This is a genomic window from Chelatococcus sp. HY11, assembly GCF_018398335.1.
Classification (GTDB): domain Bacteria; phylum Pseudomonadota; class Alphaproteobacteria; order Rhizobiales; family Beijerinckiaceae; genus Chelatococcus.
Genome location: NZ_JAHBRX010000001.1, coordinates 3121838 through 3146201, shown reverse-complemented (window position 1 = coordinate 3146201; position 24364 = coordinate 3121838). Strand labels below are relative to the sequence as shown.

Annotated in this window: 29 protein-coding genes; 1 reads left to right on the top strand and 28 read right to left on the bottom strand. The window is 66.4% G+C overall.

Annotation, left to right across the window (positions count from 1 at the left end; translation table 11 throughout):
* The 19 genes from KIO74_RS14410 to parA all read right to left on the bottom strand — a co-directional run bounded on the left by KIO74_RS14410 (position 1) and on the right by parA (position 17078).
* Positions 1-1143 (bottom strand): TraB/TrbI/VirB10 family type IV secretion system protein, encoded by a 1143-nt coding sequence (locus tag KIO74_RS14410; protein ID WP_029075204.1) that lies wholly within the window; start codon positions 1141-1143, stop codon positions 1-3.
* A complete protein-coding gene (gene trbG, locus KIO74_RS14405; RefSeq protein WP_029075205.1) occupies positions 1140-2099 on the bottom strand; it encodes a P-type conjugative transfer protein TrbG in 960 nt (319 codons plus the stop codon). Before trbG ends, KIO74_RS14410 begins: the two co-directional genes overlap by 4 nt.
* Positions 2096-2785 carry a conjugal transfer protein TrbF gene (gene trbF, locus KIO74_RS14400; protein WP_029075206.1) on the bottom strand — a complete coding sequence of 230 codons (690 nt, stop codon included), beginning with the start codon at positions 2783-2785 and terminating at the stop codon, positions 2096-2098. The genes trbG and trbF overlap by 4 nt, the downstream gene beginning before the upstream one ends.
* Entirely contained in the window at positions 2782-4137 is a 1356-nt protein-coding gene (gene trbL, locus KIO74_RS14395) for a P-type conjugative transfer protein TrbL (protein WP_213332556.1), read from the bottom strand. The genes trbF and trbL overlap by 4 nt, the downstream gene beginning before the upstream one ends.
* 3 nt (positions 4138-4140) lie before the next feature.
* The gene (gene trbK-alt / locus KIO74_RS14390) at positions 4141-4419 is read right to left on the bottom strand and encodes a putative entry exclusion protein TrbK-alt (protein WP_213332555.1); all 279 of its coding nucleotides are present in this window, start codon (positions 4417-4419) and stop codon (positions 4141-4143) included.
* 19 nt (positions 4420-4438) lie between these two features.
* Complete coding sequence (gene trbJ / locus KIO74_RS14385; RefSeq protein ID WP_029075209.1) at positions 4439-5206, bottom strand: P-type conjugative transfer protein TrbJ; 768 nt, start codon at positions 5204-5206, stop codon at positions 4439-4441.
* Positions 5203-7647 carry a conjugal transfer protein TrbE gene (trbE, locus tag KIO74_RS14380; protein WP_029075210.1) on the bottom strand — a complete coding sequence of 815 codons (2445 nt, stop codon included), beginning with the start codon at positions 7645-7647 and terminating at the stop codon, positions 5203-5205. The genes trbJ and trbE overlap by 4 nt, the downstream gene beginning before the upstream one ends.
* 13 nt (positions 7648-7660) lie before the next feature.
* Positions 7661-7939, bottom strand: coding sequence for a VirB3 family type IV secretion system protein (locus KIO74_RS14375; protein ID WP_029075211.1), 279 nt, complete (start codon positions 7937-7939; stop codon positions 7661-7663).
* Positions 7939-8205, bottom strand: coding sequence for a TrbC/VirB2 family type IV secretion system protein (locus tag KIO74_RS14370; protein ID WP_245576868.1), 267 nt, complete (start codon positions 8203-8205; stop codon positions 7939-7941). The genes KIO74_RS14375 and KIO74_RS14370 overlap by 1 nt, the downstream gene beginning before the upstream one ends.
* Before the next feature lie 98 nt (positions 8206-8303).
* Positions 8304-9299, bottom strand: coding sequence for a P-type conjugative transfer ATPase TrbB (gene trbB, locus KIO74_RS14365; protein WP_029075213.1), 996 nt, complete (start codon positions 9297-9299; stop codon positions 8304-8306).
* A 187-nt stretch (positions 9300-9486) separates the two neighbouring features.
* On the bottom strand, positions 9487-9915 hold the full coding sequence (locus KIO74_RS14360; RefSeq protein ID WP_029075214.1) for a CopG family transcriptional regulator: 429 nt from the start codon (positions 9913-9915) through the stop codon (positions 9487-9489).
* Between the two features lie 5 nt (positions 9916-9920).
* Complete coding sequence (locus KIO74_RS14355; protein WP_029075215.1) at positions 9921-11906, bottom strand: conjugal transfer protein TraG; 1986 nt, start codon at positions 11904-11906, stop codon at positions 9921-9923.
* A 24-nt stretch (positions 11907-11930) separates the two neighbouring features.
* Positions 11931-13670, bottom strand: coding sequence for a relaxase/mobilization nuclease domain-containing protein (locus tag KIO74_RS14350; protein WP_029075216.1), 1740 nt, complete (start codon positions 13668-13670; stop codon positions 11931-11933).
* A gap of 243 nt (positions 13671-13913) precedes the next feature.
* Positions 13914-14693: a lytic transglycosylase domain-containing protein gene (locus KIO74_RS14345; protein ID WP_051231286.1), complete on the bottom strand. Its 780-nt coding sequence runs from the start codon at positions 14691-14693 to the stop codon at positions 13914-13916.
* A gap of 3 nt (positions 14694-14696) precedes the next feature.
* Positions 14697-15044, bottom strand: coding sequence for a DUF736 domain-containing protein (locus tag KIO74_RS14340; protein WP_029075218.1), 348 nt, complete (start codon positions 15042-15044; stop codon positions 14697-14699).
* 69 nt (positions 15045-15113) lie between these two features.
* The gene (locus KIO74_RS14335; protein ID WP_029075219.1) at positions 15114-15659 is read right to left on the bottom strand and encodes a S26 family signal peptidase; all 546 of its coding nucleotides are present in this window, start codon (positions 15657-15659) and stop codon (positions 15114-15116) included.
* Complete coding sequence (locus KIO74_RS14330) at positions 15656-16177, bottom strand: DUF2840 domain-containing protein (RefSeq protein ID WP_029075220.1); 522 nt, start codon at positions 16175-16177, stop codon at positions 15656-15658. Before KIO74_RS14330 ends, KIO74_RS14335 begins: the two co-directional genes overlap by 4 nt.
* Positions 16174-16425: a ribbon-helix-helix protein gene (locus tag KIO74_RS14325; RefSeq protein ID WP_029075221.1), complete on the bottom strand. Its 252-nt coding sequence runs from the start codon at positions 16423-16425 to the stop codon at positions 16174-16176. Before KIO74_RS14325 ends, KIO74_RS14330 begins: the two co-directional genes overlap by 4 nt.
* Entirely contained in the window at positions 16422-17078 is a 657-nt protein-coding gene (parA, locus tag KIO74_RS14320) for a ParA family partition ATPase (protein WP_213332554.1), read from the bottom strand. The genes KIO74_RS14325 and parA overlap by 4 nt, the downstream gene beginning before the upstream one ends.
* A 281-nt stretch (positions 17079-17359) precedes the next feature.
* Here parA and KIO74_RS14315 point away from each other — a divergent pair, with 281 nt between their 5' ends.
* Complete coding sequence (locus tag KIO74_RS14315) at positions 17360-18406, top strand: IS110 family RNA-guided transposase (RefSeq protein WP_029075223.1); 1047 nt, start codon at positions 17360-17362, stop codon at positions 18404-18406.
* A 244-nt stretch (positions 18407-18650) separates the two neighbouring features.
* On the opposite strand, the gene KIO74_RS14310 is transcribed toward KIO74_RS14315, so the two are convergent.
* From KIO74_RS14310 to KIO74_RS14275, 9 genes are all read right to left on the bottom strand, one after another.
* On the bottom strand, positions 18651-19814 hold the full coding sequence (locus KIO74_RS14310; protein ID WP_249730990.1) for a replication initiator protein A: 1164 nt from the start codon (positions 19812-19814) through the stop codon (positions 18651-18653).
* 18 nt (positions 19815-19832) lie between these two features.
* On the bottom strand, positions 19833-20114 hold the full coding sequence (locus KIO74_RS14305) for a helix-turn-helix transcriptional regulator (RefSeq protein ID WP_029075224.1): 282 nt from the start codon (positions 20112-20114) through the stop codon (positions 19833-19835).
* Between the two features lie 143 nt (positions 20115-20257).
* Complete coding sequence (locus tag KIO74_RS14300) at positions 20258-20752, bottom strand: DUF2285 domain-containing protein (protein WP_245576855.1); 495 nt, start codon at positions 20750-20752, stop codon at positions 20258-20260.
* On the bottom strand, positions 20679-21020 hold the full coding sequence (locus KIO74_RS31790; protein ID WP_245576856.1) for a transcriptional regulator domain-containing protein: 342 nt from the start codon (positions 21018-21020) through the stop codon (positions 20679-20681). The genes KIO74_RS14300 and KIO74_RS31790 overlap by 74 nt, the downstream gene beginning before the upstream one ends.
* Before the next feature lie 125 nt (positions 21021-21145).
* Complete coding sequence (locus KIO74_RS14295; RefSeq protein ID WP_029075226.1) at positions 21146-21406, bottom strand: DUF2285 domain-containing protein; 261 nt, start codon at positions 21404-21406, stop codon at positions 21146-21148.
* 93 nt (positions 21407-21499) lie between these two features.
* Positions 21500-21766 carry a helix-turn-helix domain-containing protein gene (locus tag KIO74_RS14290; protein WP_029075227.1) on the bottom strand — a complete coding sequence of 89 codons (267 nt, stop codon included), beginning with the start codon at positions 21764-21766 and terminating at the stop codon, positions 21500-21502.
* A 247-nt stretch (positions 21767-22013) separates the two neighbouring features.
* Positions 22014-22178 (bottom strand): hypothetical protein, encoded by a 165-nt coding sequence (locus KIO74_RS14285; protein WP_169516635.1) that lies wholly within the window; start codon positions 22176-22178, stop codon positions 22014-22016.
* Positions 22179-22633: 455 nt separating this feature from the next.
* Positions 22634-23038, bottom strand: a complete 405-nt coding sequence (locus KIO74_RS14280; protein ID WP_029075228.1) for a single-stranded DNA-binding protein — start codon at positions 23036-23038, stop codon at positions 22634-22636.
* Positions 23039-23864: 826 nt separating this feature from the next.
* A complete protein-coding gene (locus KIO74_RS14275) occupies positions 23865-24281 on the bottom strand; it encodes a hypothetical protein (protein ID WP_029075229.1) in 417 nt (138 codons plus the stop codon).
* Positions 24282-24364 lie beyond the last annotated feature (83 nt).

Sequence of the window (24364 nt, the reverse complement as noted above, 5' to 3'; positions counted from 1 at the left end):
TCAGCTCCTGTAAGGTTCGAGCACCAAATCCTTGGTGACGATGACGCGGATCGGGAAACCGGGCCGGATGGTCAGGGTCGGCGCGACCTGCAACTGACGCTGGACGATCTGCTGACCGGCCTGGTTGATCGTGTCCTGCGCGCCGTCGCGGATGGCTCGGATCAGGCGGTCATTGTCATCGGTGGCGAGTTCCGCTCCGACGCCGAGCAGGGTCGAGAGCGCGGCCGCCTTGGCGAGATCCCACCAATGGTAATCGACGCCATCCTCCAGGCCGGCATAGCCCTGCGTATCCGCGCCCGGCTGGCGCTCGAGAACGATCGAGCGGCCGTTCGGCATGATGAGGCGGTTCCAGACGAGCAAAACGCGGCGCTGGCCGAACTGCACGGCGTTGTCGTACTGACCGATAAGGCGCGTCCCCTGCGGCACGAGCAGGATGCTGCCGGTCGGGCTGTCATAGATGTTCTCCGTGACCTGCGCGGTGATCTGGCCCGGTAGATCGGAACGGATGCCGGTGATGAGCGCGGCCGAGATGACCGCGCCGGCCTGAAGCACGAAGGGCGATGCCGGTGGCGTGACGCGATCCGGCGTCACCGTGCGCCGGTCGGCCGCCGCATTGAGGAAGGCGAGCTGCTTGTCCTGCGCGGTCGGCTGTCCCGCCGCGCTGGCGGGGTCGAAGCCGGTAAAGCCGGGCATGGCACTCGGCGAAGCGGCAGTCGTCGACCCCTGCCGGGACTGGAAGAAGACGGTGCTGAGGCGGGCGGCCTCTTCCTCGGCGCGACGGCGCTGCTCGGCCTCGTCGACACCGGGTGTCGGAACAACGGGCGGCATTATGGGCTGGCCGGCATTCTGCGCGCTAAGGATCGGGCCGCCGAGATCGCCGGGCAGCGCTGGCCCGAGAACGGGGCCGGTATAGTCGCGCGGCAGACCGGCAAGACCATCGGCGGGCTGACGGTTGGCGGTGGAATAGAGTTCTTCCCCGCCATCGCCGCCGGTGCGTGTTTGGAGCGCATAGATCAGCGCGCCACCGATCCCGACCAGGGCGACAGCCGTGACTCCGGCGAGCATCTTGCGTGACAGACGCGTGACGCGGGGGGCTTCGGCGCGCAGGCGCATGGGAGCTGCATTGGATTCGGCTTCGGTCATGATTGCGGTCTCCCGTCGGTGCGGACGATCCTGACGGTCTGCTGGCGGTCGCCGCTGCCAAGGCGTAGCTCGGCCGCGCCGAACAGGCGATCGACGATTAGGATGTGTTGATAGATGCGTGTATTAGCGATCTGCGCCTCGCCCTCGGGGCCGATGACGAAGATCGGCGGCATTTCGCCCTGCACGATGCCGCGGGGGAACTCGACATAGACGCGGCGGCCGTCGTCATAGACTGCGGCGGGCTTCCATGGCGGATTGCTGCTGCCGGTCAGGCTGTAGCGATAATTACGCGCGGCGACGGCCGGGATGACCGGCGTTGCCGGGGTGGCCTGACGGCCGCCGCCTGCCGGCTGCGGATAGGCCCAGGCGACGACCGGCATATAGGGCTTCTCGCCGGAGCGCAGCTCGACCATGTAGGTGCGCCGGTCGGTGGTGATGACGAGATTGGTGGTGATGTCGGCGCGCGTCGGCTTTACCAGCACATGGACCCGGCGGGCGACGCCGGAGCCGGATTCCGTGTCGCCGATGATCCAGCGGGCGGTGTCGCCGGCCGCGATCGGTCCGGCGCCGGTCAGGCTCTCGCCCGGTTCGAGCGCGATGTTGGTGATCTGGCCGGGCGCGGCATAGACCTGATAGAGCGCGCCTTCCGACCACGGATAGACCTGGATGGCGTTGTAATAGCCCTCGCGACGCGGCTGCACGCGGGCTGCCGCATTGGCATTTTCCACGCGCGCCGTCGGTGTCGCCCCTGCCGTGCCGCCGCGCGCAACAGTCCAGGCCGGCGGGACATGGATCGGCTTCAGCCGCTCATCCGTCACGGCGGCAGGAATGGCCGGAAGCGGCGGGACGCTGTTGTCGTAGCTGATTTCCGGCGGGCGGTTGGTAGCGCACCCGGCGAGCATGGTCGCCGAAAGGAGAACGGCCGCCATTGCGGGCTTGCGGATAGCGCTGCTCATTGGCCCATCTCCCGCGACCAGTTGATGGCGTTGACATAGATGCCGAGCGGATTGGCCTTGAGGCGTTCGGCGTCGCGGGGCGGCTGAAGCGCGATGGTCAGGATGGCGGTCCAGCGCTCGGTCGTGGCGAGCTTACCGTCCTCGTAGCGCCGTTCGGTCCAGGCCACGCGGAACGAATCCGGCGAGGCACGGATGACGCTGGAGACCTCGACGGCGATCTGCTGCCTGCCGACCTTGGCGAAGGGATCGTTGGCGCGGGCATAGTCGTTGAGCGCGCCAGCGCCGCGATCGGTCGTCCACTCGTAGGCGCGAAGCCAGTTCTGCCGCACGATAACCGGATCGGCTGGAATGGAGCGGACCTGCTCGATGAAGCGGGCCAGGTGCCATGCGATCTGCGGATCGGTCGGCCGATAGTCGGCTGTCGCCGGAGCCACCGCCTGCGAGTGGCCGAGATTGTCGACCTGCACCACCCAGGGCACCACGGTCCCGCGCGCCGACTGGATGACCAGCGCGCCGGCGAAGCCGGCGGAGAGGAACAGCGAGCCGAAGGCCATATAGCGCCAGTTCTTCGCCTGCACGCGGGCCGAGCCGATCCGCTCGTCCCAGACCTGCGCGGCGCGCTGATAGGGCGTCCCGGGCTGCGGCGTCTTGCCGTAATGCGCGGCGGGTCGTCTGAAGAGGTTCATGAGCGGTCACTTTCTGAGAGGTTGACGGAGGAGCCGGAGGCGTGGCTGTCGCCGGAGCGGACGGCGTGGGCGGTCGCCTGAACGCCGTGGGTCACGCGCTGCGAACGCTGCATTCGCTTCGCCCAATCGGGCTGGCCCTTGGCGGTGTGGGTGGCGGAAGCGGCGGCGGCTGCTGCATCGGCGGAACCGCCGACCGTACCCATGGTCGAAGACCCGCCGGTCGCGCCGAAGCCGCTCTTCACGCCATCGGAGAAGCTGGATTTGACGCTGGCCGAGGCGCGGCGCAGCGGCGACATGGCGGCGGAGCCTGCCGCGCGTGCGATGCCGCCGATGCCGGAAGCGGCACCCGCTGCGCCGGACTGGCCGAGCGAACCAAGGCTGAAGGCGGCGGATGCCGCGCCAGCGGCCGTTGCCCCGCCGCGCACGGCGGCGGCTCCGCCCGACAGCATTGCGGCTCCACCGCGCGCAGCGAGCATCGCGCCACCGCCCGCGGCCATGGTTGCGCCGGCGGCAGCGAGACCCGTGCCGACGGCAGCGCCAGCGCCGAGCTGCGGGCCGCCGCTGACCAGGCCGGAAGCGATACCGGGGCCGAAGATGCCGAGGCCAAGGAGAGACAGGGCAGCGAGCACGACGGCCATGGCGTCGTCGATGCTCGGGGTTACGCCTCCGAACCCCTGCGTGAACTGGCTGAACAGGGTCGAGCCGATGCCGATGATGACGGCAAGCACCAGAACCTTGATGCCGCTGGAAATCACATTGCCGAGCACCCGTTCGGCCATGAAGGCGGTTTTTCCGAAGAGGCCAAACGGGATCAGGACAAAGCCGGCGAGCGTCGTCAGCTTGAATTCGATCAGGGTGACGAAGAGCTGGATGGCCAGAATGAAGAAGGCGAGGATCACCAGCGCCCAGGCGAAGAGCAGGCACGCGATCTGGATGAAGTTCTCGAAGAAGGCGACCCAGCCCATCAGATCGGAAATGGATTCGAGCAGCGGCCGTCCGGCATCGAGGCCGGTCTGTGCGACTTTGCCGGGGCGCATCAGGTCTGCGGCCGAAAAGCCTGTGCCGGAGCCCTTGAGGCCGAGACCCGCAAAACTCTCGAAGACGATTTTTGCGAGATTGTTCCAATTGCCGATGAGATAGGCGAAGACGCCTACGAACAGCGTCTTTTTCACGAGGCGAGCGATGATGTCGTCATCCGCGCCCCAGCTCCAGAAGAGTGCGGCTAACGTCACGTCGATCACGATCAGCGTGGTGGCGATGAACGCGACCTCGCCGGACAGGAACCCGAAACCGGAGTCGATGTAGCGGGTGAAGACCCCAAGAAACGAGTCGATGACGCTCGCGCCGCCCATGGTTTACCGTCCTTCCGGAGCGGCCGGAGCCGGCTGACGACCGAGGAAGCGGTCGCGTGTCTCGGCCCAGACGCGCAGGCAATCGGTGTCGTCCAATGCCTTTTGTCCGAGCTGTTGGCAGCGGCGTTGGCCTTCGCGCAGCGGGTCGGTGTCGGTTTTTAGAATCCGCACCGGCGAAGATGCTGGCGCATCCTCCTTGCGGTTCAGCTCGATCACCGTCGCCGTGATGGCGACGGCGACGAAGGCGATTGCGCCGAGGCGTGCCAGCATCTTGCCGTCCATGACGATGCTCCCTTCCAGCTTAGTTGCGGTTGAACATCTGCGCGTTGCCGGGCTGGTAGCCCGAGCCTGGCGTCAGGAACCGGCGACGCTGCTCGCGGCCCTGTTCGGCGGCGGCGGCGCGTTCCGCATCGGTCAGCGCGCTTGCCCGGCCATTGGCCGAGATGACCGCGACGAGATCGGAAAGCTGCTGCGATTGCAGAGCGAGAAGCTGGTTGCCGGCCTGCGTCGCCTGCAATGCGCCGGTCGCGGACTGGCTCTGGCCGACTAGCGCCGACATCTGGCCACGGTTCGCGTCGATATTGCCGACGACGCCGGCCTGCACGCGCATAGCGTCCTGCAAGCCTCCGACCGTGTTCTGCCAGCGGTCGCGGGCATTGGCGACGAGCTGCTGATCGGTCGTCGACAGCGAGACATTGCCGTATTGCTGCTGGAAGCTCTGATCGATCTGCTGGACGTCGAAGGCGATGTTCTGTGCTTGGCCGAGAAGCTGTTGGGTCTTCTGGGCGTTCTGCTGCAAGGTCTGAAGCGCCGAATACGGCAGGCTGGCGAGGTTCTTCGCCTGGTTGATGAGCATCTGTGCTTCGTTCTGAAGCGAGGTGATCTGGTGATTGATCTGCTCCAGCGTGCGCGCGGCGGTCAGCACGTTTTGCGCATAGTTGGAGGGGTCATAGACGATCTTCCACGCATGGGCGGGCGTGGTCATGATCGGCGTGAGCACGAGCGGCGCGGCGGCAAGCATGGTTGCGGCGAGCGCCACGGCGCGCGAGCGGAAACGGCGAATGGTCATGGTCGGGACTCCTTTTCGGCTTGGGGGAAGTTCGGGATGAGATCGACGGCCCAGGTCACGTCGCGGGCGGTGAGCCACGCGGCGAGGAAACCGTCGCGGCCGTGCTCGGCGACGAGGTTGGCGATCAGGGTCTGGTCGGATTTCGAGGAGGCGGCGCAGAGCGCGAGGCCGACTTCGGACAGGCCTAGCTCGAACAGGCGGTTGCCGCGCCGGGACTGGCAGTAGTAATCCCGCTTGGGCGTCGCCCGCGCCAGGATCTCGATCTGACGATCGTTGAGGCCGAAGCGGCGATAGATCGCTGTGATCTGCGGCTCGATCGCGCGCTCGTTCGGCAGGAGGAGCCGCGTCGGGCAGCTTTCGATGATGGCCGGCGCGATGCTCGAATTGTCGATGTCGGACAGGCTTTGCGTGGCGAAGATGACCGATGCGTTTTTCTTGCGCAGCGTCTTCAGCCATTCGCGAAGCTGGCCGGCGAACCCTTCGTCGTCCAGCGCAAGCCAACCTTCGTCGATGATGAGCAGCGTCGGCCGCCCGTCCAACCTGTCGCCGATGCGGTGGAACAGGTAGGACAGGACGGCCGGAGCCGCGCCCGTTCCGACAAGCCCCTCGATCTCGAACGCCTGCACGGCAGCGCGGCCGAGCTGTTCAGCTTCGGCATCGAGCAGCCGGCCATAGGCCCCACCAACGCAATACGGGCGGAGCGCCTGCTTCAAGTCGTTGGACTGGAGAAGGACACTGAGGCCGGTGATGGTCCGCTCTTCGACCGGCGCGGAAGCGAGTGAGGTCAGCGCCGTCCAGATATGCTCCTTGGCCTCAGGCGTGATCGTGATGCCTTCGCGCATCAGGATCGCCACGATCCAGTCGGCCGCCCAGGCCCGCTCGTAGGTGTCGTGAATGCGCGCGAGCGGCTGGAGCGCGACGGAGAACTCGTCGCCCTCGGTCAACCCGCCGCCGAGATCGTGCCAGTCGCCGCCCATGGCGAGCGCGGCGGCCCGGATCGATCCGCCAAAGTCGAAGGCGAAGACCTGGGCTTGCTCGTAGCGTTGGAACTGCAAGGCCATCAGCGCGAGCAGCACGGATTTGCCCGCGCCGGTCGGGCCGACGACCAGCGTATGGCCGACGTCGCCGACATGAAGAGACAACCGGAACGGGGTCGAGCCTTCGGTCTTGCCATACAGCAAGGGGGGCGCACCGAAATGCTCATCCCGTTCCGGCCCCGCCCACACGGCAGAGAGGGGGATCATGTGGGCGAGATTGAGCGTCGAGACCGGCGGCTGACGGACATTGGCGTAGGCATGTCCGGGGAGCGAGCCGAGCCAGGCATCGACGGCATTGACGGTTTCGATCATGGCCGTGAAATCGCGGCCCTGAACGACCTTCTCGACGAGGCGCAGCTTCTCGTCGGCAAGACGCGGATCGGCGTCCCACACCACGATCGTGGCCGTGACATAGGCCATGCCCGCGACGTCCTGACCGAGTTCCTGCAAGGCAAGATCGGCATCGGCCGCCTTGTTGGCCGCGTCCGTATCCACGAGGGCGGACGCCTCGTTGGTCATCACCTCCTTCAAAATGGCGGCGATCGACTTGCGCTTGGCGAACCACTGGCGGCGGATTTTGGTCAACAGCTTGGTCGCGTCGGTCTTGTCGAGCAGGATCGCGCGGGTGGACCACCGATACGGGAACGCCAAGCGGTTGAGATCGTCGAGCAGGCCGGGCGTCGTCGCGGTCGGAAAGCCGATGATGGTGAGGACGCGCAGATGCTGGTCGCCAAGGCGCGGCTCCAGCCCGCCGGTCAGCGGCTGGCCGGCGAGCAGCGCATCGAGATAGACCGGCGTTTCCGGCACACGAACGCGATGCCGGTTGGTCGAGACGGTCGAATGCAGATAGGTCAGCGTCTCGCCGTCATCGAGCCAGTCGCATTCGGGCATGAAGCCGTCGAGCAGCGCCAGCACGCGGTCGGTGCGATCGGTGAAGGCGCGCAGGATCTCATGCGGATCGACGCCGCTGCGCTCGCGGCCCTCGTAGAGCCAGGTCTCGGCGCGGGCGGCTTCCTCGGCCGGTGGCAGATAGAGGAAGGTCAGATAATAGCCCGACACGAAATGCGCGCCGGCTTCCTCGAAATCCGCTTTCCTCTCGGCATCGACCAGACCGGAGGCCGGATCGGGGAAGTGGTTGTCGGGATAGGTCGCGGCTTCGGAGCGCTGTGCTTCCACGAAGATCGACCAGCCTGAGCCGAGCCGGCGGAAGGCGTTGTTGATGCGGCTGGCGACGGCGACCAGCTCGGCGGCGACAGCAGAATCGAGATCGGGACCACGAAACGATGCGGTGCGCTGGAATGAGCCATCCTTGTTGAGCACGACGCCCGGCGCGACCAGCGCGACCCAGGGCAGATAGTCGGCAAGGCGCGAAGCCGAGCGGCGATATTCGGCGAGGTTCATCATGGTTGCGCCTCCCTCAGACCGCGAGGAAAGCCGGAATGCGCAGATGCCTGCGCCCGACCTCGACGAAGAGCGGATCACGCTTGGCGGCCCAGACCGCCGCGAAATGCCCGACGGCCCAGATGAGTAGGCCGACCAGCCAGAGACGCAGGCCGAGGCCCACGGCCCCGGCCAGCGTCCCGTTGAGGATCGCGATGGAACGCGGTGCGCCGCCGAGCAGGATGTGCTCGGTCAGCGCCCGGTGGACCGGCACGGTGAAGCCCGGCACGTCCAGTTGCTCGAACGCGCCCGCCATCAGACCAGCGCCCCGCCGCCGAACGAGAAGAACGACAGGAAGAAGCTCGACGCCGCGAAGGCGATCGACAGGCCGAACACGATCTGGATCAGGCGGCGGAAGCCGCCCGACGTGTCACCGAAGGCGAGCGCCAGGCCGGTGGCGATGATGATGATGACCGCGACGATCTTGGCGACCGGGCCTTCGATCGACTGGAGGATTTTCTGGAGCGGTTCTTCCCACGGCATGGAGGAGCCGGAGGCATAGGCGGGCGGCGTGGCCGCCATCACAATGATGGTGACAAGCGCGGTCGAGGCTGCGAGGCGATCATAGGCACCGCGCAGGACCGAGGGTTTCGACGGCTTGGACAAGTTGATCGGTGGCTTCATGCGGGGTCTCCTGTGCTGGTGGGGATGGCCAAAGGGATGGTTTGGGTGACGCGGTAGTCCCCGTCCGGGCCGAGCCCTTCGACGCGGGCGAGCTCGGCGAGCCGGCGCGCGGAGCCTCGGCCGGAGAGGACGGCAACAAGGTCGATGGTCTCGGCGATCAGGGCGCGCGGGACCGTGACGACGGCTTCCTGAATGAGCTGTTCGAGGCGGCGCAGCGCGCCGATGCTTGTTCCGGCGTGGATCGTGCCGATGCCGCCGGGATGGCCCGTGCCCCATGCTTTGAGGAGGTCGAGCGCTTCCGCGCCGCGAACCTCGCCGATGGGGATGCGGTCGGGACGCAGGCGCAGGGATGAGCGGACGAGATCGGAGAGCGTGACGACACCCTCCTTTGTCCGCATGGAGACGAGGTTGGGCGCCGCACATTGCAGCTCGCGGGTGTCCTCGATGATGACGACGCGATCCTGCATCTTCGCCACCTCGGCCAGCAGCGCATTGGTCAGCGTGGTCTTGCCGGTGCTGGTGCCGCCCGCGACGAGGATGTTGGCGCGCGCCGCCACGGCTTCGCGCAGGGTCGCGGCCTGCTCAACGCTCATGATCCCGGCGGCCACATAGTCATCGAGGCTGAACACCGCCACGGCCGGCTTCCGGATGGCGAAGGCGGGTGCGGCGACGACAGGCGGTAGCAAACCCTCGAACCGTTCACCCGACTCGGGCAATTCGGCCGAGACGCGCGGGGATCGGGCGTGAACCTCCGCGCCGACATGGTGGGCAACCAGGCGCACGATGCGCTCGCCATCGGCAGGCGACAGGATTTCGCCCGTGTCGGACAGTCCCTCGGAAAGTCGGTCAATCCAGATGCGGCCATCCGGGTTGAGCATCACTTCGACGACGGACGGCTCCTCCAGAAACCGCGAAATCGCCGGACCCAGCGCCGTGCGCAGCATCCGCGCGCCGCGTGCGATGGCTTCCGGTTTTTGATGGCTGGCAGTCATATCGGCCCCGTTTGTTCACGAGGCGCGACAGACGATCCCCGGATCGGGGTCGATTAAAAGAGCCTGAAATCGGGCCGGTTCAACAAGTATCGGTCGTAGTAGTAGCGTGGCGTGCAAATACAGGAGAACGGCGGTGGAGCCCTGATCTTGATGTCGTTACGGCCTCACCAGATGACGCGCGAGATCGTCACGCCTCGGTGTCGGAGACGTCTTCAGGGATCTCCTGTCGCAGCTTCGGCCCTTTGACGAGGCGCCGGCCGAGCGCGGTGATGAACGCCTCATACCGCTCGGCCGACTTGGCGCGCGCTGCCTGCGCAGCAGGCTCCGGCAAGGCCGGCGTGGTCGTGATCCAGAAGCGGATGAACACCGCCAGGGTCTCGACGGCGATGCCGACGTCCCGCTCCAGGCGGCTCATGCGGCGATCGATCTGGTCGAGGCGCTTGGCGACGACGGCCTCGCGCCGCTCGGCATCGTCCGGCGACAGGAAGGATGCGATGGCGGCCTCGGCGATCATGGACTGCGATTGATCCCGGCGAGCGGCGAAATCCGCCAGCGCCCGCGTCACGTCGGGGTCCAGATAGACCGTGAACTTCGACTTTTTCCGATACCTGGCCATGGCGCTTACAGTTCCATGCCGTCATCGGGGTCGAGCGACACCTGGCGCGCGACACCCTGCATCTGACTGATCATCCGCCGATTGCGCATGGCATCTTCGTCGCTCTCGTCTGGAAGCTCGATCTCGAACTCGTTGGCGATGGGTTCCTTCTTTTCCGTCGGCTTCGCGCGGCTGAGTTCGGGTTGCAGCCGGCGTTCGGAATCGGTGGTGTCTTCCTCTTCCGATCCGTCCGCGGGCCGCGCGTCCAGCGCCTCCGGCCTCGCCGGGATCGGCAGGCTGCTCCAGTCGTCGGGCCGAGGCTTGTCGGGGCGTTTCAGTTGAGGCGGCGACAGCAGGCGCTCGCGGAAACGGGCATCCTCGTAGTAGCGCGCCTTCTTCGCGCGGATCGGCGGCGTGCCGGCGACCATGACGATTTCGTCGCTCGGCGGGAGTTGCATGATCTCGCCGGGCGTCAGCAACTGGCGGGCGGTTTCCGAGCGCGAGACCATCAGATGGCCGAGCCAGGGCGAGAGCCGATGCCCGGCATAGTTCTTCATCGCCTTCATTTCGGTGGCGGTGCCGAGCGCATCGGACACGCGCTTGGCGGTGCGCTCGTCGTTCGTGGCGAAGCTGACCCTGACATGGCAGTTGTCGAGGATGGAGTTGTTCGGGCCGTATGCCTTTTCGATCTGGTTCAGCGATTGCGCGATCAGGAAGGCTTTGAGGCCGTAGCCCGCCATGAAGGCCAGCGCGCTCTCGAAGAAGTCGAGCCGCCCCAGCGCCGGAAACTCGTCGAGCATGAGGAGCAGCCGGTGACGATCGCCCTTCGCCTGCAGGTCTTCGGTCAGGCGGCGGCCGATCTGGTTGAGGATGAGACGGATCAGCGGCTTGGTGCGATTGATGTCGGATGGGGGCACGACGAGGTAGAGCGTGGTCGGGAGCTTGTCGCCCACTATGTCGGCGATCCGCCAGTCGCAGCGCCGCGTCACCTCGGCCACGACGGGATCGCGATAGAGGCCGAGAAACGACATGGCGGTGGAGAGCACGCCGGAGCGTTCATTGTCGGATTTGTTGAGCAACTCGCGCGCGGCGCTGGCGATGACGGGGTGCGGTCCCGCTTCACCGAGATGGCTGGTCGTCATCATCGCGGCAAGCGTCGACTCGATCGGGCGCTTCGGATCGGAGAGGAAAGCAGCGACGCCGGCGAGTGTCTTGTCGTTCCCGGCATAGAGGACATGCAGGATCGCGCCGACAAGAAGGGAATGGCTCGTCTTCTCCCAGTGGTTTCTTTTGTCCAGGCTCCCTTCGGGGTCGACCAATATGTCGGCGATGTTCTGCACGTCGCGCACTTCCCACTCGCCGCGGCGCACCTCGAGCAAGGGATTATAGGCCGAGGATTTCGGATTGGTCGGATCGAAGAGCAGCACGCGGCCGTGGTGGGCGCGGAAGCCGGCGGTCAGCGTCCAGTTCTCGCCCTTGATGTCGTGGACGATGGCCGAGCCCGGCCAGGTCAACAATGATGGCACGACAAGGCCAACGCCCTTGCCCGATCGCGTCGGCGCGAAGCACAGCACATGCTCCGGTCCGTCATGGCGCAGATAGTCGCGGTCGTAGCGGCCAAGAACGACACCATCGGGATCGAGCAGCCCGGCGGCCTTCACCTCTTCCTTCTCGGCCCAGCGCGCCGACCCATAGGTGGCGACGTCCTTGGCTTCGCGCGCCCGCCAGACCGACATGCCGATGGCGACGGCGATGGCGATGAAACCGCCGGACGCGGCGATGAACGCGCCCTGGGTGAATATCTCCGGCGCATAGGCATCGTAGGAGAACCACCACCAGAAGAAGGCGGGCGGATGGTAGAACGGCCAGCCGAACAGGACGAACCATGGCGGCCCGAGCTGCGCCTGAAACCCGAGCTTCCAGGCGACATACTCGGTCGCGCCCCAGGTGGTGGAGAAAACGATGAGGAAGACGATCAGAATCTGTCCCCAGAGGATTTTGGTCGCGGACATTGCGATGTTCCTTGTCTGTTGGAGCTAGAGGCCGAGCCCGCGCTTGCGGCCGAAATCCCAATCGACGCCGCCGCCGTCGCGGGCGACGCCCGAGACATGGCGGCCGAGCTGCTTGTCGAGGGATGGCGACCAGGGCACGAGCTGGAAGCCGAGGCCGTCGTCGATCATGGCGAAGCGGCCGGAGGCGAGCGTCAGGCGCTGGCGGTAGGTGCCGGCGACATATTCCCCGCTCTCGGCCGGTTTGAACGGCTGGCCGGTCTCCTTCGCGAGCCTTCCGGCCACGGCATCGACTTCACGGCGGCGGAGCGTGTCGATCAGGTTGCGGTTGAAGATGATGCGGCGGCCTTGCTGCTCGGCCAATCCTTCACCGACGAGATGCTCCGCGCGTTGCCGCATCGCGTCCCGCACTTCGGCGCCGAAGCCGCCGTCCGACATGGCGACGGGTTCTCGGGCGATGGATTGCCGGTCGAGCCAGGTCGCGCCGGTGGCGCTCACCTGATGCTGGAGATCGAGATCGGAGCGGACGGCGAGCGCGACACGGCGATCGCCTTTCGCGTCCTCGTATGCGCGCAGCTCGACGATCGATCCCGGTGGGCTGTCGCCTGTGGCGTCGAGATGCGGCAGCCGGATGTGATGGGTGCGGCCGTCCACGCCGTCGACCACGGCGTAGGCCGTTCCCTTCAGCTCGTCGTCAAGGCCGCGCTCGACCAGGCGGCCGATGACGGGGACATCGAGGCTCTCGCCGGCGAGGACATAGCTGGCCGAGCCGCGCTCGATCCCGCGTTCGGTGAGCGCCCGGTGCATCCGCTTGATGATGTCGCCGCGCTCGCCGAGTTTGCGAAGCGTGGCTTCGGCCTCGGCCTTGATGAACCATTGCTGGTGTCCGACCTGTCCGGCGAGCCCACGGATTTCGAGGGTGCGCAGCCTGCCGACCTTCAGCGCATGAAACTCGTCCGGCTGCTGGCCGGGCTGCGGCGCGAGGTCGATGATGCCCGACCTGCCGGCGTCGCGGACAAGCTGCCGGTCGAGCTGCGTCCAGCGTTCGGCCTCGACCTGCCGCTCCAGATTGCGGTTGATCTCCAGATCGCTGCGCTGACCGAGCTCCTGGGTGACGAGATCCTGCGCGCGGGCGCGCATTCCCTCCTTGATGTAGTCGCGGGAGATCACGAGATCCTGGCCGTCGTCGGTACGGCCACGCAGGATGATATGGATATGGGGATTGTCGGTGTTCCAGTGATCGACGCCGACCCAATCGAGCTTCGTGCCGAGATCCTTTTCCACCTGGCCCATCAGCTCGCGGGCGTGGTCCTTGAGGTCGGCCATATCCACGGCGTCCTCCGGCGAGACGATGAAGCGGAAGTGATGCCGGTCGTCCTCGCAGCGCGCCGCGAAATCGCGGGCATCCACGTTGTCGCTTTCAGGACCGAACAGCCGCGCCTTCTCCCCGTCTCGGGTCACGCCGTCGCGGCGCAGATATGACAGGTGTGCGCCGAGCGGCGCGGCGCGCGCGCCATGGCGCACCACGCGGGTCTTGATGACCACGATGCGCGAGCGGCCGGTGAGCAGCCGATTGGCCTGAATGCTGGCGCGCTGGCCGCGCCCGAAGCGCGAGCGGTTGCCCGTCGTGATCTTGCCGGAACGGGAGACGCGGCCCCCGGCCTTCTGCGCGGCGGCGAGCGCCTGCGCAATGAAAGGCCGCGCCTGCTGTGCGCGGGTCGATCGGATACGCCCAGGCCGGACGCGAATATCGCTGTCATCGGCCATGACGCAGCCCCGCGCGGTGCAAAAGGCACAGGGAAATCAGTAAGATGGGCGCGCGGCGCACAGTGCGCGAAAGCGCGGCACGGTGCGGAACGCGCCGAAAACCCAAGCAAAAACAACCGACCGACCGAAGCGCACCGTGCGCCTTTTTATCTCGCCATCGTCCGGTTGTTGTGCCTGCCTCTGCCCCTGACGCCCTCCATGGCACGCCGGACCACGATTGCGCGCGAATGGCGGCTCGCACGCTCATGGGCGCTCTCCTTGGGCGGAGCGTGCGACGACAAGGGGCGAATCCGATGTTGCGGCCGGGTCGGTCGGCCTCGCCGTGACGGAGGATCGGCTATCGTCCGAACGCTCACTGGCCGACCGTGACGCGGCGGGGCGAGCGTCGGCGGAACGCACGACGAAGATCGCCGCATCGCGCCAGTCGGGCGGCGGATCGCCCCGCCGGACTGACGCTTCTGATGCGGCCGCACCGCCGAGAACCGGCACGAGCGCGGCGACATAGGCCCGCGTTTCGGCAGGCAACGCGCGGCCGGTGGAACGATGATCGTCATAGCGGCCGGGGCCTGCATTGTAGGCCGCGAGCATCGCGCCGACATCGCCATAGCGGTCCCACATTTCGCGCAGATAGGCCGCGCCCGCCAGGATGTTGTCGTGCGGGTCATAGGGGTCGCGGCCGAGACGGTATCGGACGCGCAAGGCGGCCCATGTGTCGGGCATGATCTGCATCAGCCCCAACGCGCCCGCCGACGAGATCGCGCGCACGTCGCCCGCGCTCTCGGCGCGCAGCACGGCGCGAATCCAGCGTTCGGGGATGCCGAACCGCTGCGCCGCCTCGGTGATGTGGGCGGCATAGGGATCGACGGCGGCCGGACGGGACACCGGGGCCGACTGTGCAAGAGCAGCGCCGGTCGCGCTCGTGGCGAGGATCAGGCCGGAAAGGAGAAAGAGAGCCATGCGCCGGGCGGCGTGATGCCGCCCGTGCGCACTCCGATGGCTCGTCGATGGACGGCGAGCGGGCATCGGTCAGTCCTTCTCGGCGCGGTCGCGCGGACGCGACCAATGCAGTGACCAGTCATTTCCGGCATCGTCGTCGCGGAACAGGTTGGCGCGGATCGGCTGCGGAAATGTCGGATCGTCGATCAGCAACGCGACATATTCGCCTGCCTTCTCGCCGGTGCGCTTCCAGCCCGCGCCGATCTCGGCGGTGGTCTCGTTGCTCATGGCATCGAAGACGTGAACGCGATAATCGGGCGCGTTTTCGGTGTCGGACGGCTCGGCCGGAACGATGATGATGTCCTGGACGAGCAGCAGCGTCAGAAGATTGCCGATGAAGCCGGTCTCTTCGCGTCTGAATTCACCAATCTGAGGCATGATTGCTTCCTTTGCGGTGGCGTTGAAAAAGCCATCGGCGAGCACCGCTCCCGCCGATGGGGGAAGCTGTCAGCGCGTCGGCGCGCGCCACTCGAACCGGCCGTTGCCGTCTTCGTCGGTCCACAGCGGGATCGCATGGCCGATGATCTGGTCGGTGGAAGTCAGGCCGAAGTAGCGACCGTCGAGGCTGTCGCGGACCTGCCAGTTCATGAGGAAGACTTCGCCGGTCTGGATGCGGCGGCAGCCGTGCCAGACCGGCAGTTCCCGTCCGATCCGGTCGCGCTCCAGCGCCGCGCCCATTTCGATCCCGTCCACGGTGATCGTGCGGCCGGTGCGGCAAACGGTCTGGCCGGAAACGCCGAGAACGCGCTTGATGAGCGGCACGCCCCTGGGCAGATAGCCGCGCTCGGCCATGAAGGCGGCGAGCGGTTCGGGGGCATCGACCGCGACAAGATCGGTGACGTCGAACGGCCCGTCAAAGTCGATCGTGTAGAAGCCGACAGGCGCGCTGGCCGAGGCGTTCCACATCAGCTTGACCGGCATCGGCGTGAGCGCCGGATAGGCGATGCCCATCGTGGCGAGCGCCATGACGAGGACGAGGCTGGCGCGCGTCATGGCTGGACCTTCCTGCGCAGGAGGAAGGCGCGATGCTGTTCGAGCGTGTAGGCGCGCGGCTGATGGGCGGCGGCCATCCGGTTGTGGACGTGCCGCCAGTGCTCCGGCGAAACGGCGTCCGCATCGATGCCGATCGCCTCGATCGCATCGACATGGCGCAGCACGTCCTCGACCTTCGGCCAGCCCTCGATCTTGAGCAGGATTTCGCCGCCCGGCCGCACGAAAGGCAGCGTCTGATACGCTTCGCCCGGCTCGACCGCCCGCACGATGTCGATGCGCGAGATGATCGTGCCGAAGTCGTTCGCTGCCCATCGCACGAAGGCGAAGACGGTGTTCGGCCGGAAAGAGAGAATGCGCTGGCGACGGTCGACGATCTGTTCGTTGGCCGCCTGGCCGAACCTGATCCAGTATTCGATCTTCTTCTCGATCCACGTCAGCTCGACGCGGGTCATGCGATCATGGGAGAGCGCGGACGGCATTGGGCCGCCGCGCGCGCGCGGGGCCGCGGTGCCGGTCATTCGGGGTCTCCTGGGTTCGGGGGAAATTCGCGCGTGAGCAGCTCGCGCAGCATGTCGGCGACGGTGACGCCGCGCCCGAAAGCCGCGATCTTGATCCGGCCGCGCAGCTCCGGCGTCACGTCGATGGTGAGCCGCGCCGTGTAGGCGGTCGCCTCGGATGCGCGCGGCGAGCTCTCGGCCGTCTTGATCCATTGCTCGGGATCGGCGGGGCGCTTGGCGAAGCCGCGCTTCTCGACGCGGGCCGTCATGACGCGGCTCCGTTGCCGATGCGCAGCCGCCCGATCTCAGATGCGAGTGCAGCGATCTCGCGGGCGGCGGGCGAACGGCTGTCGATTTCCGAGGCGAGCCGCCCGGACTGCGCGGCGTCGGCGAAGACGATGCGCTGACCGATGGTCGCGGCGAGCACCGGCGGATCGTGATCGGCCAGCGTCTCGGCGGTCTCGCGCGCGATGACGGTGCGCGCGGCGCAGCGATTGAGAACGAAGCGGGCGACGAGCTGCGGCCGGTAGATGCGCGCTTCCGACAGGAGCGAAAGCATTTCGGCTGAAGCCCAGCCGTCGAGCGGCGAAGGCTGCACCGGGATCAGCACGAGGTCGGCGGCGAGCAATGCCGACCGCATGAGGCCGGCGACGCGCGGCGGGCCGTCGATGACGATGTGATCGACATCGCGCGCCAGCTCGGGCGCTTCGCGGTGGAGCGTATCGCGCGCCAGGCCGACGACGCCGAATGCGCGCGGCAGGCCCTCCCGGCTGCGCTGCTCGGACCAGTCGAGTGCCGAACCCTGTGGGTCCGCGTCGATCAGCGTGACACGGCGGCCAGGCCCGGCGAGTTCACCGGCGAGATGGAGCGCGAGCGTCGTCTTCCCGACGCCGCCTTTCTGATTGAGAAGCGCGACGATCATCGGCGTCCCCCCGGCGGATCGAGGGGAAGCCGGGGCGCGTCGGGATCGCCGGCCTGTGCGGTCGGGAGGCGCTTTTTCGCGGCTACGCTGAGGCTTCTGGCGGCGTCGCGGATGAGGTTTTCCACATCGCGCGCGCGCTCTTCAAAGTTAGATTCTTGGTTAGCCGGGGTACTGACTGGTGCCCGCTGGTCAGCGTTTCGGCTGTGGCGATGATGCCTTCGTGAAGCGATCGTGGAAGACGGTGCGCGGTGCTCCGTCGGGATCGGCGACGGAGGTGAACCATGGAGTTCTATGCGGGACTGGACGTGTCGCTGGAAGCGACGAGTGTTTGCGTGGTGAATGGCGAGGGCAAGGTCGTCCGGGAAGGAAAACTGCCGTCCGACCCGGATGCGATCGAGCTGTTCCTGGCCGAATGGGGCATCCATCTCAAGCGGGTCGGGCTGGAAGCCTTCTCGTTCAGCGCCTGGCTGTATGCCGCCCTCGATGAAAAGGGGCTGCCGATCGTCTGCATCGAGACCCGCCACACCAAGGCGGCGCTCAACGCCATGCTGAACAAGACCGACAGGAACGATGCGCGAGGCATCGCGCAGTTGATGCGCACCGGCTGGTTCCGGCCCGTCCACGTCAAGTCGCGCGAGGCGCAGGCGCTGCGGATGCTGCTTGCCGGCCGCAAGGCGCTGCTCGGCAAGGTGCTCGACATGGAGAACATGATCCGCGGCCTGATCCGGCCGTTCGGCCTGAAGGTCGGTCCGGTCTCCATCGGCAAGTTCGACGGGCGCGTGCGCGAACTGGTCGCCGGCCTTGCCGAGCTGGAGCAGATCGTCGAGCCGCTGCTGGCCGCGCGCGCGGCGATGCGCTTGCAGTTCGCTCGCATGCACCGATTGGCGCTGGCGGCTGCGCGCCAAGACAAGGCGGTGCGCCGGATGATGACGGTGCCCGGCGTCGGCGCCATCGTGGCGCTGACCTTTCGCGCCACCGTCGACGATCCGGCCCGGTTCAGGAAATCCGTGACCATCGGCGCCCACTTCGGGCTGACGCCTCGACGCTACCAGTCCGGCGAGACCGACTGGTCGGGGCGCATCTCCAAATGCGGGGACGCGATGACGCGGGCCATGCTCTACGAGGCGGCGATCGCGATCCTCACGCGCATCCCGAAGACCTTCAAGCTCAGGCTCTGGGGGCTGAAGCTCATGAAGAAGAAGGGGCTGAAGAAGGCTGCGACCGCCGTGGCGCGGGCGTTGGCCGTGCTCCTGCACAAGATCTGGGTCGATGGTTCGACCTTCCGATATGGCGTCGGCCTGAAGGGCGGCCGGATCGCTCGCGCATGATGGCAGCGTAAGCGATCCGGCCGCGCCCTTCCGGCGCGTCACCAGGTTCCGCCACGGCGGAGCGGCGTCTCCCGGGGAGACGGGGACACGGGCGAGATCGAAACTTGAGTTGCCGGCAACCTTCGGGCGAAACCGCACGGCGCTTGTTAGCCTGACCGCCTGGTCTCCAGATCCCGGAATGTGGCGGACACCATGCCGACCACGGACGTTAGCGAGTGCTCCTCGGAGAGACATGAGCCGCACCTCAGCGTGACGATGATGGAAGGGAACGGCCGCAGCGGCGGCAGACGGCGGCGTTCGCGCGTCCTGGAGGGCGCTCGCCGATGTCGTGTTCGGTAAAAGCGGCTTTACGGATCAGTCTGTCGGTGACAGATTGAAGTGGAGAGGCGTTGTCTCCACAGCCCACTGACTCACAACAACAAGTTAGAGTCAGTACGTTAGACTCTAAGTTAAGGGTGCGAATCCGCGCGTGATTTCCTGAACTTAGCCGTGATTTGGGTTCCTGATAGCACGAGCCTCGGGTTCCCGATGGCACGATAGTGCGGGTTCCCGATAGCACGATCGCTTCCACAGCTTTTCCACAGGCTGCCAGAGGCTCGAATGCGAGCAGCGCGCGCCCGCCGATCTCGACCTCGAGCGACAGGACGTATCCTGGCAGCGGCTGACGTCGGACGACGTCGCGCAGTTCGAACGCAAAGCGTTTGAACGGCGACAGGCTCCCGGATTTGAGATGGAGATGGCGAAGGTCGAAGCGCCAGCCATCGCGCTGGCGGCCGCCGTGCTTGCGCACGATGCGGTAGAGCCAGCGGTCGAGACCGCCGGTGAGATGGAAATAGGCCGGGTCGATGGTGAGGATGAGCGCGTCATCGAGGACGGCTTTGTAGAACCAGTCGGGGACGATCAGTTCGATGCCGTCCGGCCGCCCATGGCGGTCGGTGCGCTCCTGCCATTCGTTGATCCATGAAAAGCGATGGCGGCGGCCTTCGGCCGGCTGGCGGATCGATGTCGAGATGGTGGTCGATTGCAGCCGGTCCAGCGCCGCCTTGAGGCGCTGATAGTCGCGCAAGCTGGTGCCGCGTCCGACATAGGTGAGGATTTCATAGGGCGTCGCGGCCATCAGCCTGGACGTGCGAAGCCCGTTGTCGCGGGCTTCGACGATCTGGCTGGCGGCCCAGATCAGGATGTCGGCGTCCCAGATCGTGGCCATGCCATGATCGGGAACGGCCTCGACGCGGATCGTGATGTCGCCGGCCGAAAAGTCGATCGGGGCCACGCGATGGGATTTGGAGAGGGAGAAGAAGGGATAGGCCATGAGATCCTGCGCATCTCGTGGCGCGAAGTCGCCGGGGAGCGCGCGAAACAGATCGAGCTGCCCACGCTCCGAAGAGTCACGACGCCGCACCACCATGAAAGGGTCCGGCCACGATCAGCGCGCGTATCGGCCGGCGCTCTGGCCGGTCGGCAGCGTCTGGCGCTTGGCGGGCAGCACGGAGCCGCGCGGATCGGAGGTCGAGGTGACGGCGCCGCGCTCGGCCCAGGTTTCGAGATCGTCGACGGCATAGACGACGCGCCCGCCGAGTTTGCGGTAGGCCGGGCCGGTGCCGTAGGTCCGATGCTTTTCGAGGGTGCGGGCGGACAGGCTGAGAAACTCAGCGGCTTCCTTGGTCCGCAGGTAGCGTGGCGGGAGCGCGGCGGTATCGGGTCGCATGGGGCGGGCCTCCGTGGGGTTGCTGGGGGCCGCTGGCGATCAGCGGCTGACAACGACCACGGTGGCGGAGAACCGTCGGCGGGATGGATGGGGGACTTGAGGTGGCCTAAATCTCCACCCCGGAGGCCATGGCGGCGCGGCGACTAGGAGCGGCGGCGCTGGCGAAGGAGTTGCAGATAGCCCCCGTTGATGAGGGCAAGGCCACCTTCGACGAAGGCAATGACGGCATCACGTAGCGGCGAAGTCTTCCAGGGCTCGGTGTCGACGCGCGCCGCGCCGTAGATTGCGATGGCGATCTCGCGATAGGTGGCGCCGTTCATATGGCCGTCGGCGGCGCGCAGCTTCAGGCGAAAGCGCCGCCGCTGCTCGGCGGTCATGCGCGTGTCGCGCGGTGGCGGGCGGCCGAGCCAGATGCGCGCCATTCGCGTCAGGGCGTCGATCCGGTCGAGGACGTCGGCATCGAACGGAACCAGAGCCGCGAGCTGGTCGTCTGGAACCGTGCCGGAAAGGAGAAGCACCGGGATGTCGTGCTCGGAGACAGACGCATAGGCGCCTTCGGGAGCATTACGCCCTACGGCGAACGCGTCGGCGGATGCAGCGGAGGCAGGCGGCAGAAACTCGGGTCGGCGCGTCAGCATGAGAACGGCGCCATCGCATGAGGGCGACCACACGACATTCTGGTCCAGCGCGGACAGGCCCGGCCTGGCAGCGAAATCGCAGCCCCCAAAGCTGTTCTGCATCTTTCGGAAGCGGTACGGCCTCGGCGGCCGTATTCGCTAGACCGCTGTAGAGTTCCTGATAAGGAACGTATCGGCGAAGGCATTCCCAAGCGAGACCTTCGACCGGCAAGCTATCGAAATAGTCATATCGGCTGTCGTCCCGCCAGTCGCTTGTATCTGGCCTCATCGTTCAACTCCTCGCATATTACGCGCACAAGTCGAACGGCCAGTTTTCCTATTTCATCTTAGGTGGCGGAAGGTCGGGAGACGACATTGCGCGATGTCGAAAGAGCATCGCGCGAGCATCGGCGATCAGCGCTGGGACTGGCGCAGAAGGTGCCGATAACCGGTGTGCGTCATCCAGCGGGCGCGCGCGAGATGACTGTCGTGGATGCGTCGACAGCGTTCGGGCTCGTGTGCGGGATCGAGACCGAACAGGATCTGCACCGCCTCTGTCCAATCGGCGCCATCGGCATCCGCGTCAAGCAAGCGCGCGTAGAGCTTGACGTGCGCCTTGTCGTAGGCGGTCAGTTCCTGCCCTGCCGGTGCGGTATCTTCGAATGTCTCGATCATCGTGCAGGCTCGATTACTAAGCGGCTGCTGCATCTAGACCAAGTTTGATCCAAAATGGAGCGATGGCAAGCGTCGACGGGATTTGCACGCCGATCAACGCGCGCCGTTGGATGGATTGGGTTTACTTCCGCGCTCATCGACCAGCAACACTCCTTGCCCTTTATCGGTGGACAGGAGGACGATGCCGGCAGCTTCCAAGGCCCTGCGCACCTGATCGCGCGTCGTCTCGTACACATCGAGTCCGCTTTCGGATTCGAGGCGTTTGAGCGCGGTCAGCGATATGCGGGCCTTGTCAGCGAGCGTCTCCTGTGTCCAACCCAGCAACGCGCGTGCGGCCCGTGATTGTCGGGCGGTGATCATACATGATCACCTCCCATTCAGACCTACGCGTACTCCAGAACTACGGCTATTTTAGTCGTTCTGGCTTCTTTTTGCCAGCCCAAAGGCGCTGCGCGGAACCCGCGATGACTTGCTGCCGGCGCAGCGATTCGCGAGGCCGGGTGGCGTCGGGAAGCCTATGAGGCGGCCCCAGCCCCGTCCCACACCGACGACCGCATTGGGCGGGCGGCGTCTGAAATAGATGGAGGGGCGGATGATCCGCCCCGTCTCATGCGAAGGGATCGATCTCGGAGACGATGGTGTCGTCGTCGCCGTCATATTCGGTGGCGGGCATCACGCTCATGGTGCCGTCGCCGGCGCGAAAGATGATGATGGCGACCATCAGGGTGGAGGCGAGGCTGGCGGCGTAGGCGTTGGCAGTTGCGAGGGTCATTGTCCGGCTCCCGATTTTGGCGGGGACCATTCCCCGCTCGACGGGCACCCGAAGTGTTCTGGGCTCGGCCGGGGTCATCGCGCAGGCGAAGACGAAGCGACCGCACGCTTTGCGTAGCGGACCCCATGAGGGTTGACCCTGGAAGGCCGGGGCCGGAACCAAGGTTAAGCCATAAGAGCGGGGTGGTTTCCGGCTGCCGGAGCCGGTTGTCCCTGCAATGCCATTGCCGGTGCTGCTCTGGCTCGCCGCCTGACGATCGCGATCCGGCCACCGCCGTTCGTGACCTGCGTGATGCCCGCCGCCGGATATGTGCCTGACGCACGCCCGGTTGTTCCGATCCCGCGCGTGAGACTGTGCGTAGCCCCGGCGTTGTGGGGCGATGCGAGTGGGGCGGCGCTCCGGCGCGAACATGAGAAATCCCGGCGGCTTTCGCCGCCGGGTCTGCCGCCGTCCGGTTAGAACGGGATGTCGTCATCCATGTCGCCCTGGTCGTCGCCGCCGTTCTCGGTCTGCTTCGCCCGGCTGAGGAAATCGACGGTCTCGGCGATGATCTCGCAGCCGTAGCGGTCGTTGCCCTGCTGATCGGTCCATTTGGTGTAGTGGATGCGGCCGCGAACCAGAACCTTCATGCCCGTATCGCAATATTGCTGGATCGTCTTGCCGAGGCCGTTGAAGGCGGTGATCCGGTGCCATTCGGTGTCCTGCACCCGGCGGCCTTCGCTGTCGCGGACGACTTTGCCGTCCGAGTAGCGGGGGCGCGAGGTCGCGAGGGTGAAGTGGGTGATCCTGGTGCCGCCCTGGGTGGTGCGGGTTTCCGGGGTCTGGCCGATGTTGCCGGCGAGGATGACGATGTTCTGCATTGTAGGTCTCCGTTGCGTCCGGAGGGACCATTCCCTCCGACGAGACCCGACCAAGGCCGTCGGGAGACTCCTGCATCGCCGCCTTCGGCGGCGGCTTGACCCCCAAGTTCCGGGTGGAGCGGGCAGCCGCGCCCGGCGCGGCAACACGGCCGGAAACCGCGGGGGTTGCCGGAAGGAAACAGAACGGACTTAGGGGATCAGTCAGTCGGAGGGATTGGTGCTTCCGTAAGCCCGATGGAGACCGGAGCCAGAACAGCATCCTTGCTGGCGGCAGATGACGACAGGGCCAGACGCACCGCCCTGATAGCGCACCGGCCACGTTCTCCTTCGCCTGCCGACCCGCGCCGTGGCTTCGCAGGCAAGCGAGAATTTCCGCCAGAATGACGCCTGCCGGATTGCCCGCACCGATAGCCGGATCATTGTGCCGCGGGATGAAGCTCGAGCCAATTCATTGCAGGAAAGGCATGAAGGTCTTCGCAGTGCAGTCCGTAGCGCAACGCCATGGGCTGACCGGCACCGCATCGCCCGCCGCGATCGCAGATCCCGACCGATCCCGACGCACCTGGCCGAACGGAGCGGCCGACACTGCGATGGCGGTTCAACGACGGCGATGACACTCTGTTCTGATCGGACGGCGGGAGGCCCGGCGGCGAAAGCTGCCGGGATGGTCATGGGAGCGATGGATCGCCGCCGCCCCGTGTCAGCGATTGAAGCCGAATGGCGGAAACGCGCCGCAGGCGTGGTTCCGGCGCAGCCGAAAGCGCGGCCCGAAGGGCGACACCCTTCCTTTCAGGCCCATGCCGCCAACATCACCGCAGCAGCGATGTCAGCGTGAAAGCGCAACCGTTCCGACCGCATTGAGGTTCAGCACCGCCGCGATGCCGATGACGATGCCGCCGATCCCGCCGAGGATGTTGATGGCGATGGCCGAGTCGATCATGTGCTTGGTCACGCCATGGACCAGCGCGAAGCCGGCGATGACGGCCGGAATGGCGAAGATGGCGAGCGCGATCAGCCGTAGCGCGGGATTCCTGGCAAAGCCGAGCACGGCGATCACCAGCACGATGGACCCGATGGCCGCACCGACGGCAACAAGGGCGGACATCATGAAGCCCGAGCCGGTCGCATAGACGTATTGGAAGGCGGTGATGCCGGTCATCACCGGCAACGCATAGATGGCGAGATGCCAAGCGATCACGCAGAAGGTGATGGTGAGCGAGATGGCGAGAAGGATCAGCGTCATGGAAACCTCCAGATGATCGGTTGAGGATCACGACAGGCTGCCGGGAGATACGCTCCGCCTGCGACTATGCTGCTTCGCCGGTT

Excerpts from the sequence above, each read along its gene's own strand:
- KIO74_RS14410 (WP_029075204.1), bottom strand. The coding sequence starts at position 1,143 with ATGACCGAAGCCGAATCCAATGCAGCTCCCATGCGCCTGCGCGCCGAA.
- trbG (WP_029075205.1), bottom strand. The coding sequence starts at position 2,099 with ATGAGCAGCGCTATCCGCAAGCCCGCAATGGCGGCCGTTCTCCTTTCG.
- trbF (WP_029075206.1), bottom strand. The coding sequence starts at position 2,785 with ATGAACCTCTTCAGACGACCCGCCGCGCATTACGGCAAGACGCCGCAG.
- trbL (WP_213332556.1), bottom strand. The coding sequence starts at position 4,137 with ATGGGCGGCGCGAGCGTCATCGACTCGTTTCTTGGGGTCTTCACCCGC.
- trbK-alt (WP_213332555.1), bottom strand. The coding sequence starts at position 4,419 with ATGGACGGCAAGATGCTGGCACGCCTCGGCGCAATCGCCTTCGTCGCC.
- trbJ (WP_029075209.1), bottom strand. The coding sequence starts at position 5,206 with ATGACCATTCGCCGTTTCCGCTCGCGCGCCGTGGCGCTCGCCGCAACC.
- trbE (WP_029075210.1), bottom strand. The coding sequence starts at position 7,647 with ATGATGAACCTCGCCGAATATCGCCGCTCGGCTTCGCGCCTTGCCGAC.
- KIO74_RS14375 (WP_029075211.1), bottom strand. The coding sequence starts at position 7,939 with ATGGCGGGCGCGTTCGAGCAACTGGACGTGCCGGGCTTCACCGTGCCG.
- KIO74_RS14370 (WP_245576868.1), bottom strand. The coding sequence starts at position 8,205 with ATGGCGGCCACGCCGCCCGCCTATGCCTCCGGCTCCTCCATGCCGTGG.
- trbB (WP_029075213.1), bottom strand. The coding sequence starts at position 9,299 with ATGACTGCCAGCCATCAAAAACCGGAAGCCATCGCACGCGGCGCGCGG.
- KIO74_RS14360 (WP_029075214.1), bottom strand. The coding sequence starts at position 9,915 with ATGGCCAGGTATCGGAAAAAGTCGAAGTTCACGGTCTATCTGGACCCC.
- KIO74_RS14355 (WP_029075215.1), bottom strand. The coding sequence starts at position 11,906 with ATGTCCGCGACCAAAATCCTCTGGGGACAGATTCTGATCGTCTTCCTC.
- KIO74_RS14350 (WP_029075216.1), bottom strand. The coding sequence starts at position 13,670 with ATGGCCGATGACAGCGATATTCGCGTCCGGCCTGGGCGTATCCGATCG.
- KIO74_RS14345 (WP_051231286.1), bottom strand. The coding sequence starts at position 14,693 with ATGCCCGCTCGCCGTCCATCGACGAGCCATCGGAGTGCGCACGGGCGG.
- KIO74_RS14340 (WP_029075218.1), bottom strand. The coding sequence starts at position 15,044 with ATGCCTCAGATTGGTGAATTCAGACGCGAAGAGACCGGCTTCATCGGC.
- KIO74_RS14335 (WP_029075219.1), bottom strand. The coding sequence starts at position 15,659 with ATGACGCGCGCCAGCCTCGTCCTCGTCATGGCGCTCGCCACGATGGGC.
- KIO74_RS14330 (WP_029075220.1), bottom strand. The coding sequence starts at position 16,177 with ATGACCGGCACCGCGGCCCCGCGCGCGCGCGGCGGCCCAATGCCGTCC.
- KIO74_RS14325 (WP_029075221.1), bottom strand. The coding sequence starts at position 16,425 with ATGACGGCCCGCGTCGAGAAGCGCGGCTTCGCCAAGCGCCCCGCCGAT.
- parA (WP_213332554.1), bottom strand. The coding sequence starts at position 17,078 with ATGATCGTCGCGCTTCTCAATCAGAAAGGCGGCGTCGGGAAGACGACG.
- KIO74_RS14315 (WP_029075223.1), top strand. The coding sequence starts at position 17,360 with ATGGAGTTCTATGCGGGACTGGACGTGTCGCTGGAAGCGACGAGTGTT.
- KIO74_RS14310 (WP_249730990.1), bottom strand. The coding sequence starts at position 19,814 with ATGGTGGTGCGGCGTCGTGACTCTTCGGAGCGTGGGCAGCTCGATCTG.
- KIO74_RS14305 (WP_029075224.1), bottom strand. The coding sequence starts at position 20,114 with ATGCGACCCGATACCGCCGCGCTCCCGCCACGCTACCTGCGGACCAAG.
- KIO74_RS14300 (WP_245576855.1), bottom strand. The coding sequence starts at position 20,752 with ATGCTGACGCGCCGACCCGAGTTTCTGCCGCCTGCCTCCGCTGCATCC.
- KIO74_RS31790 (WP_245576856.1), bottom strand. The coding sequence starts at position 21,020 with ATGAGGCCAGATACAAGCGACTGGCGGGACGACAGCCGATATGACTAT.
- KIO74_RS14295 (WP_029075226.1), bottom strand. The coding sequence starts at position 21,406 with ATGATCGAGACATTCGAAGATACCGCACCGGCAGGGCAGGAACTGACC.
- KIO74_RS14290 (WP_029075227.1), bottom strand. The coding sequence starts at position 21,766 with ATGATCACCGCCCGACAATCACGGGCCGCACGCGCGTTGCTGGGTTGG.
- KIO74_RS14285 (WP_169516635.1), bottom strand. The coding sequence starts at position 22,178 with ATGACCCTCGCAACTGCCAACGCCTACGCCGCCAGCCTCGCCTCCACC.
- KIO74_RS14280 (WP_029075228.1), bottom strand. The coding sequence starts at position 23,038 with ATGCAGAACATCGTCATCCTCGCCGGCAACATCGGCCAGACCCCGGAA.
- KIO74_RS14275 (WP_029075229.1), bottom strand. The coding sequence starts at position 24,281 with ATGACGCTGATCCTTCTCGCCATCTCGCTCACCATCACCTTCTGCGTG.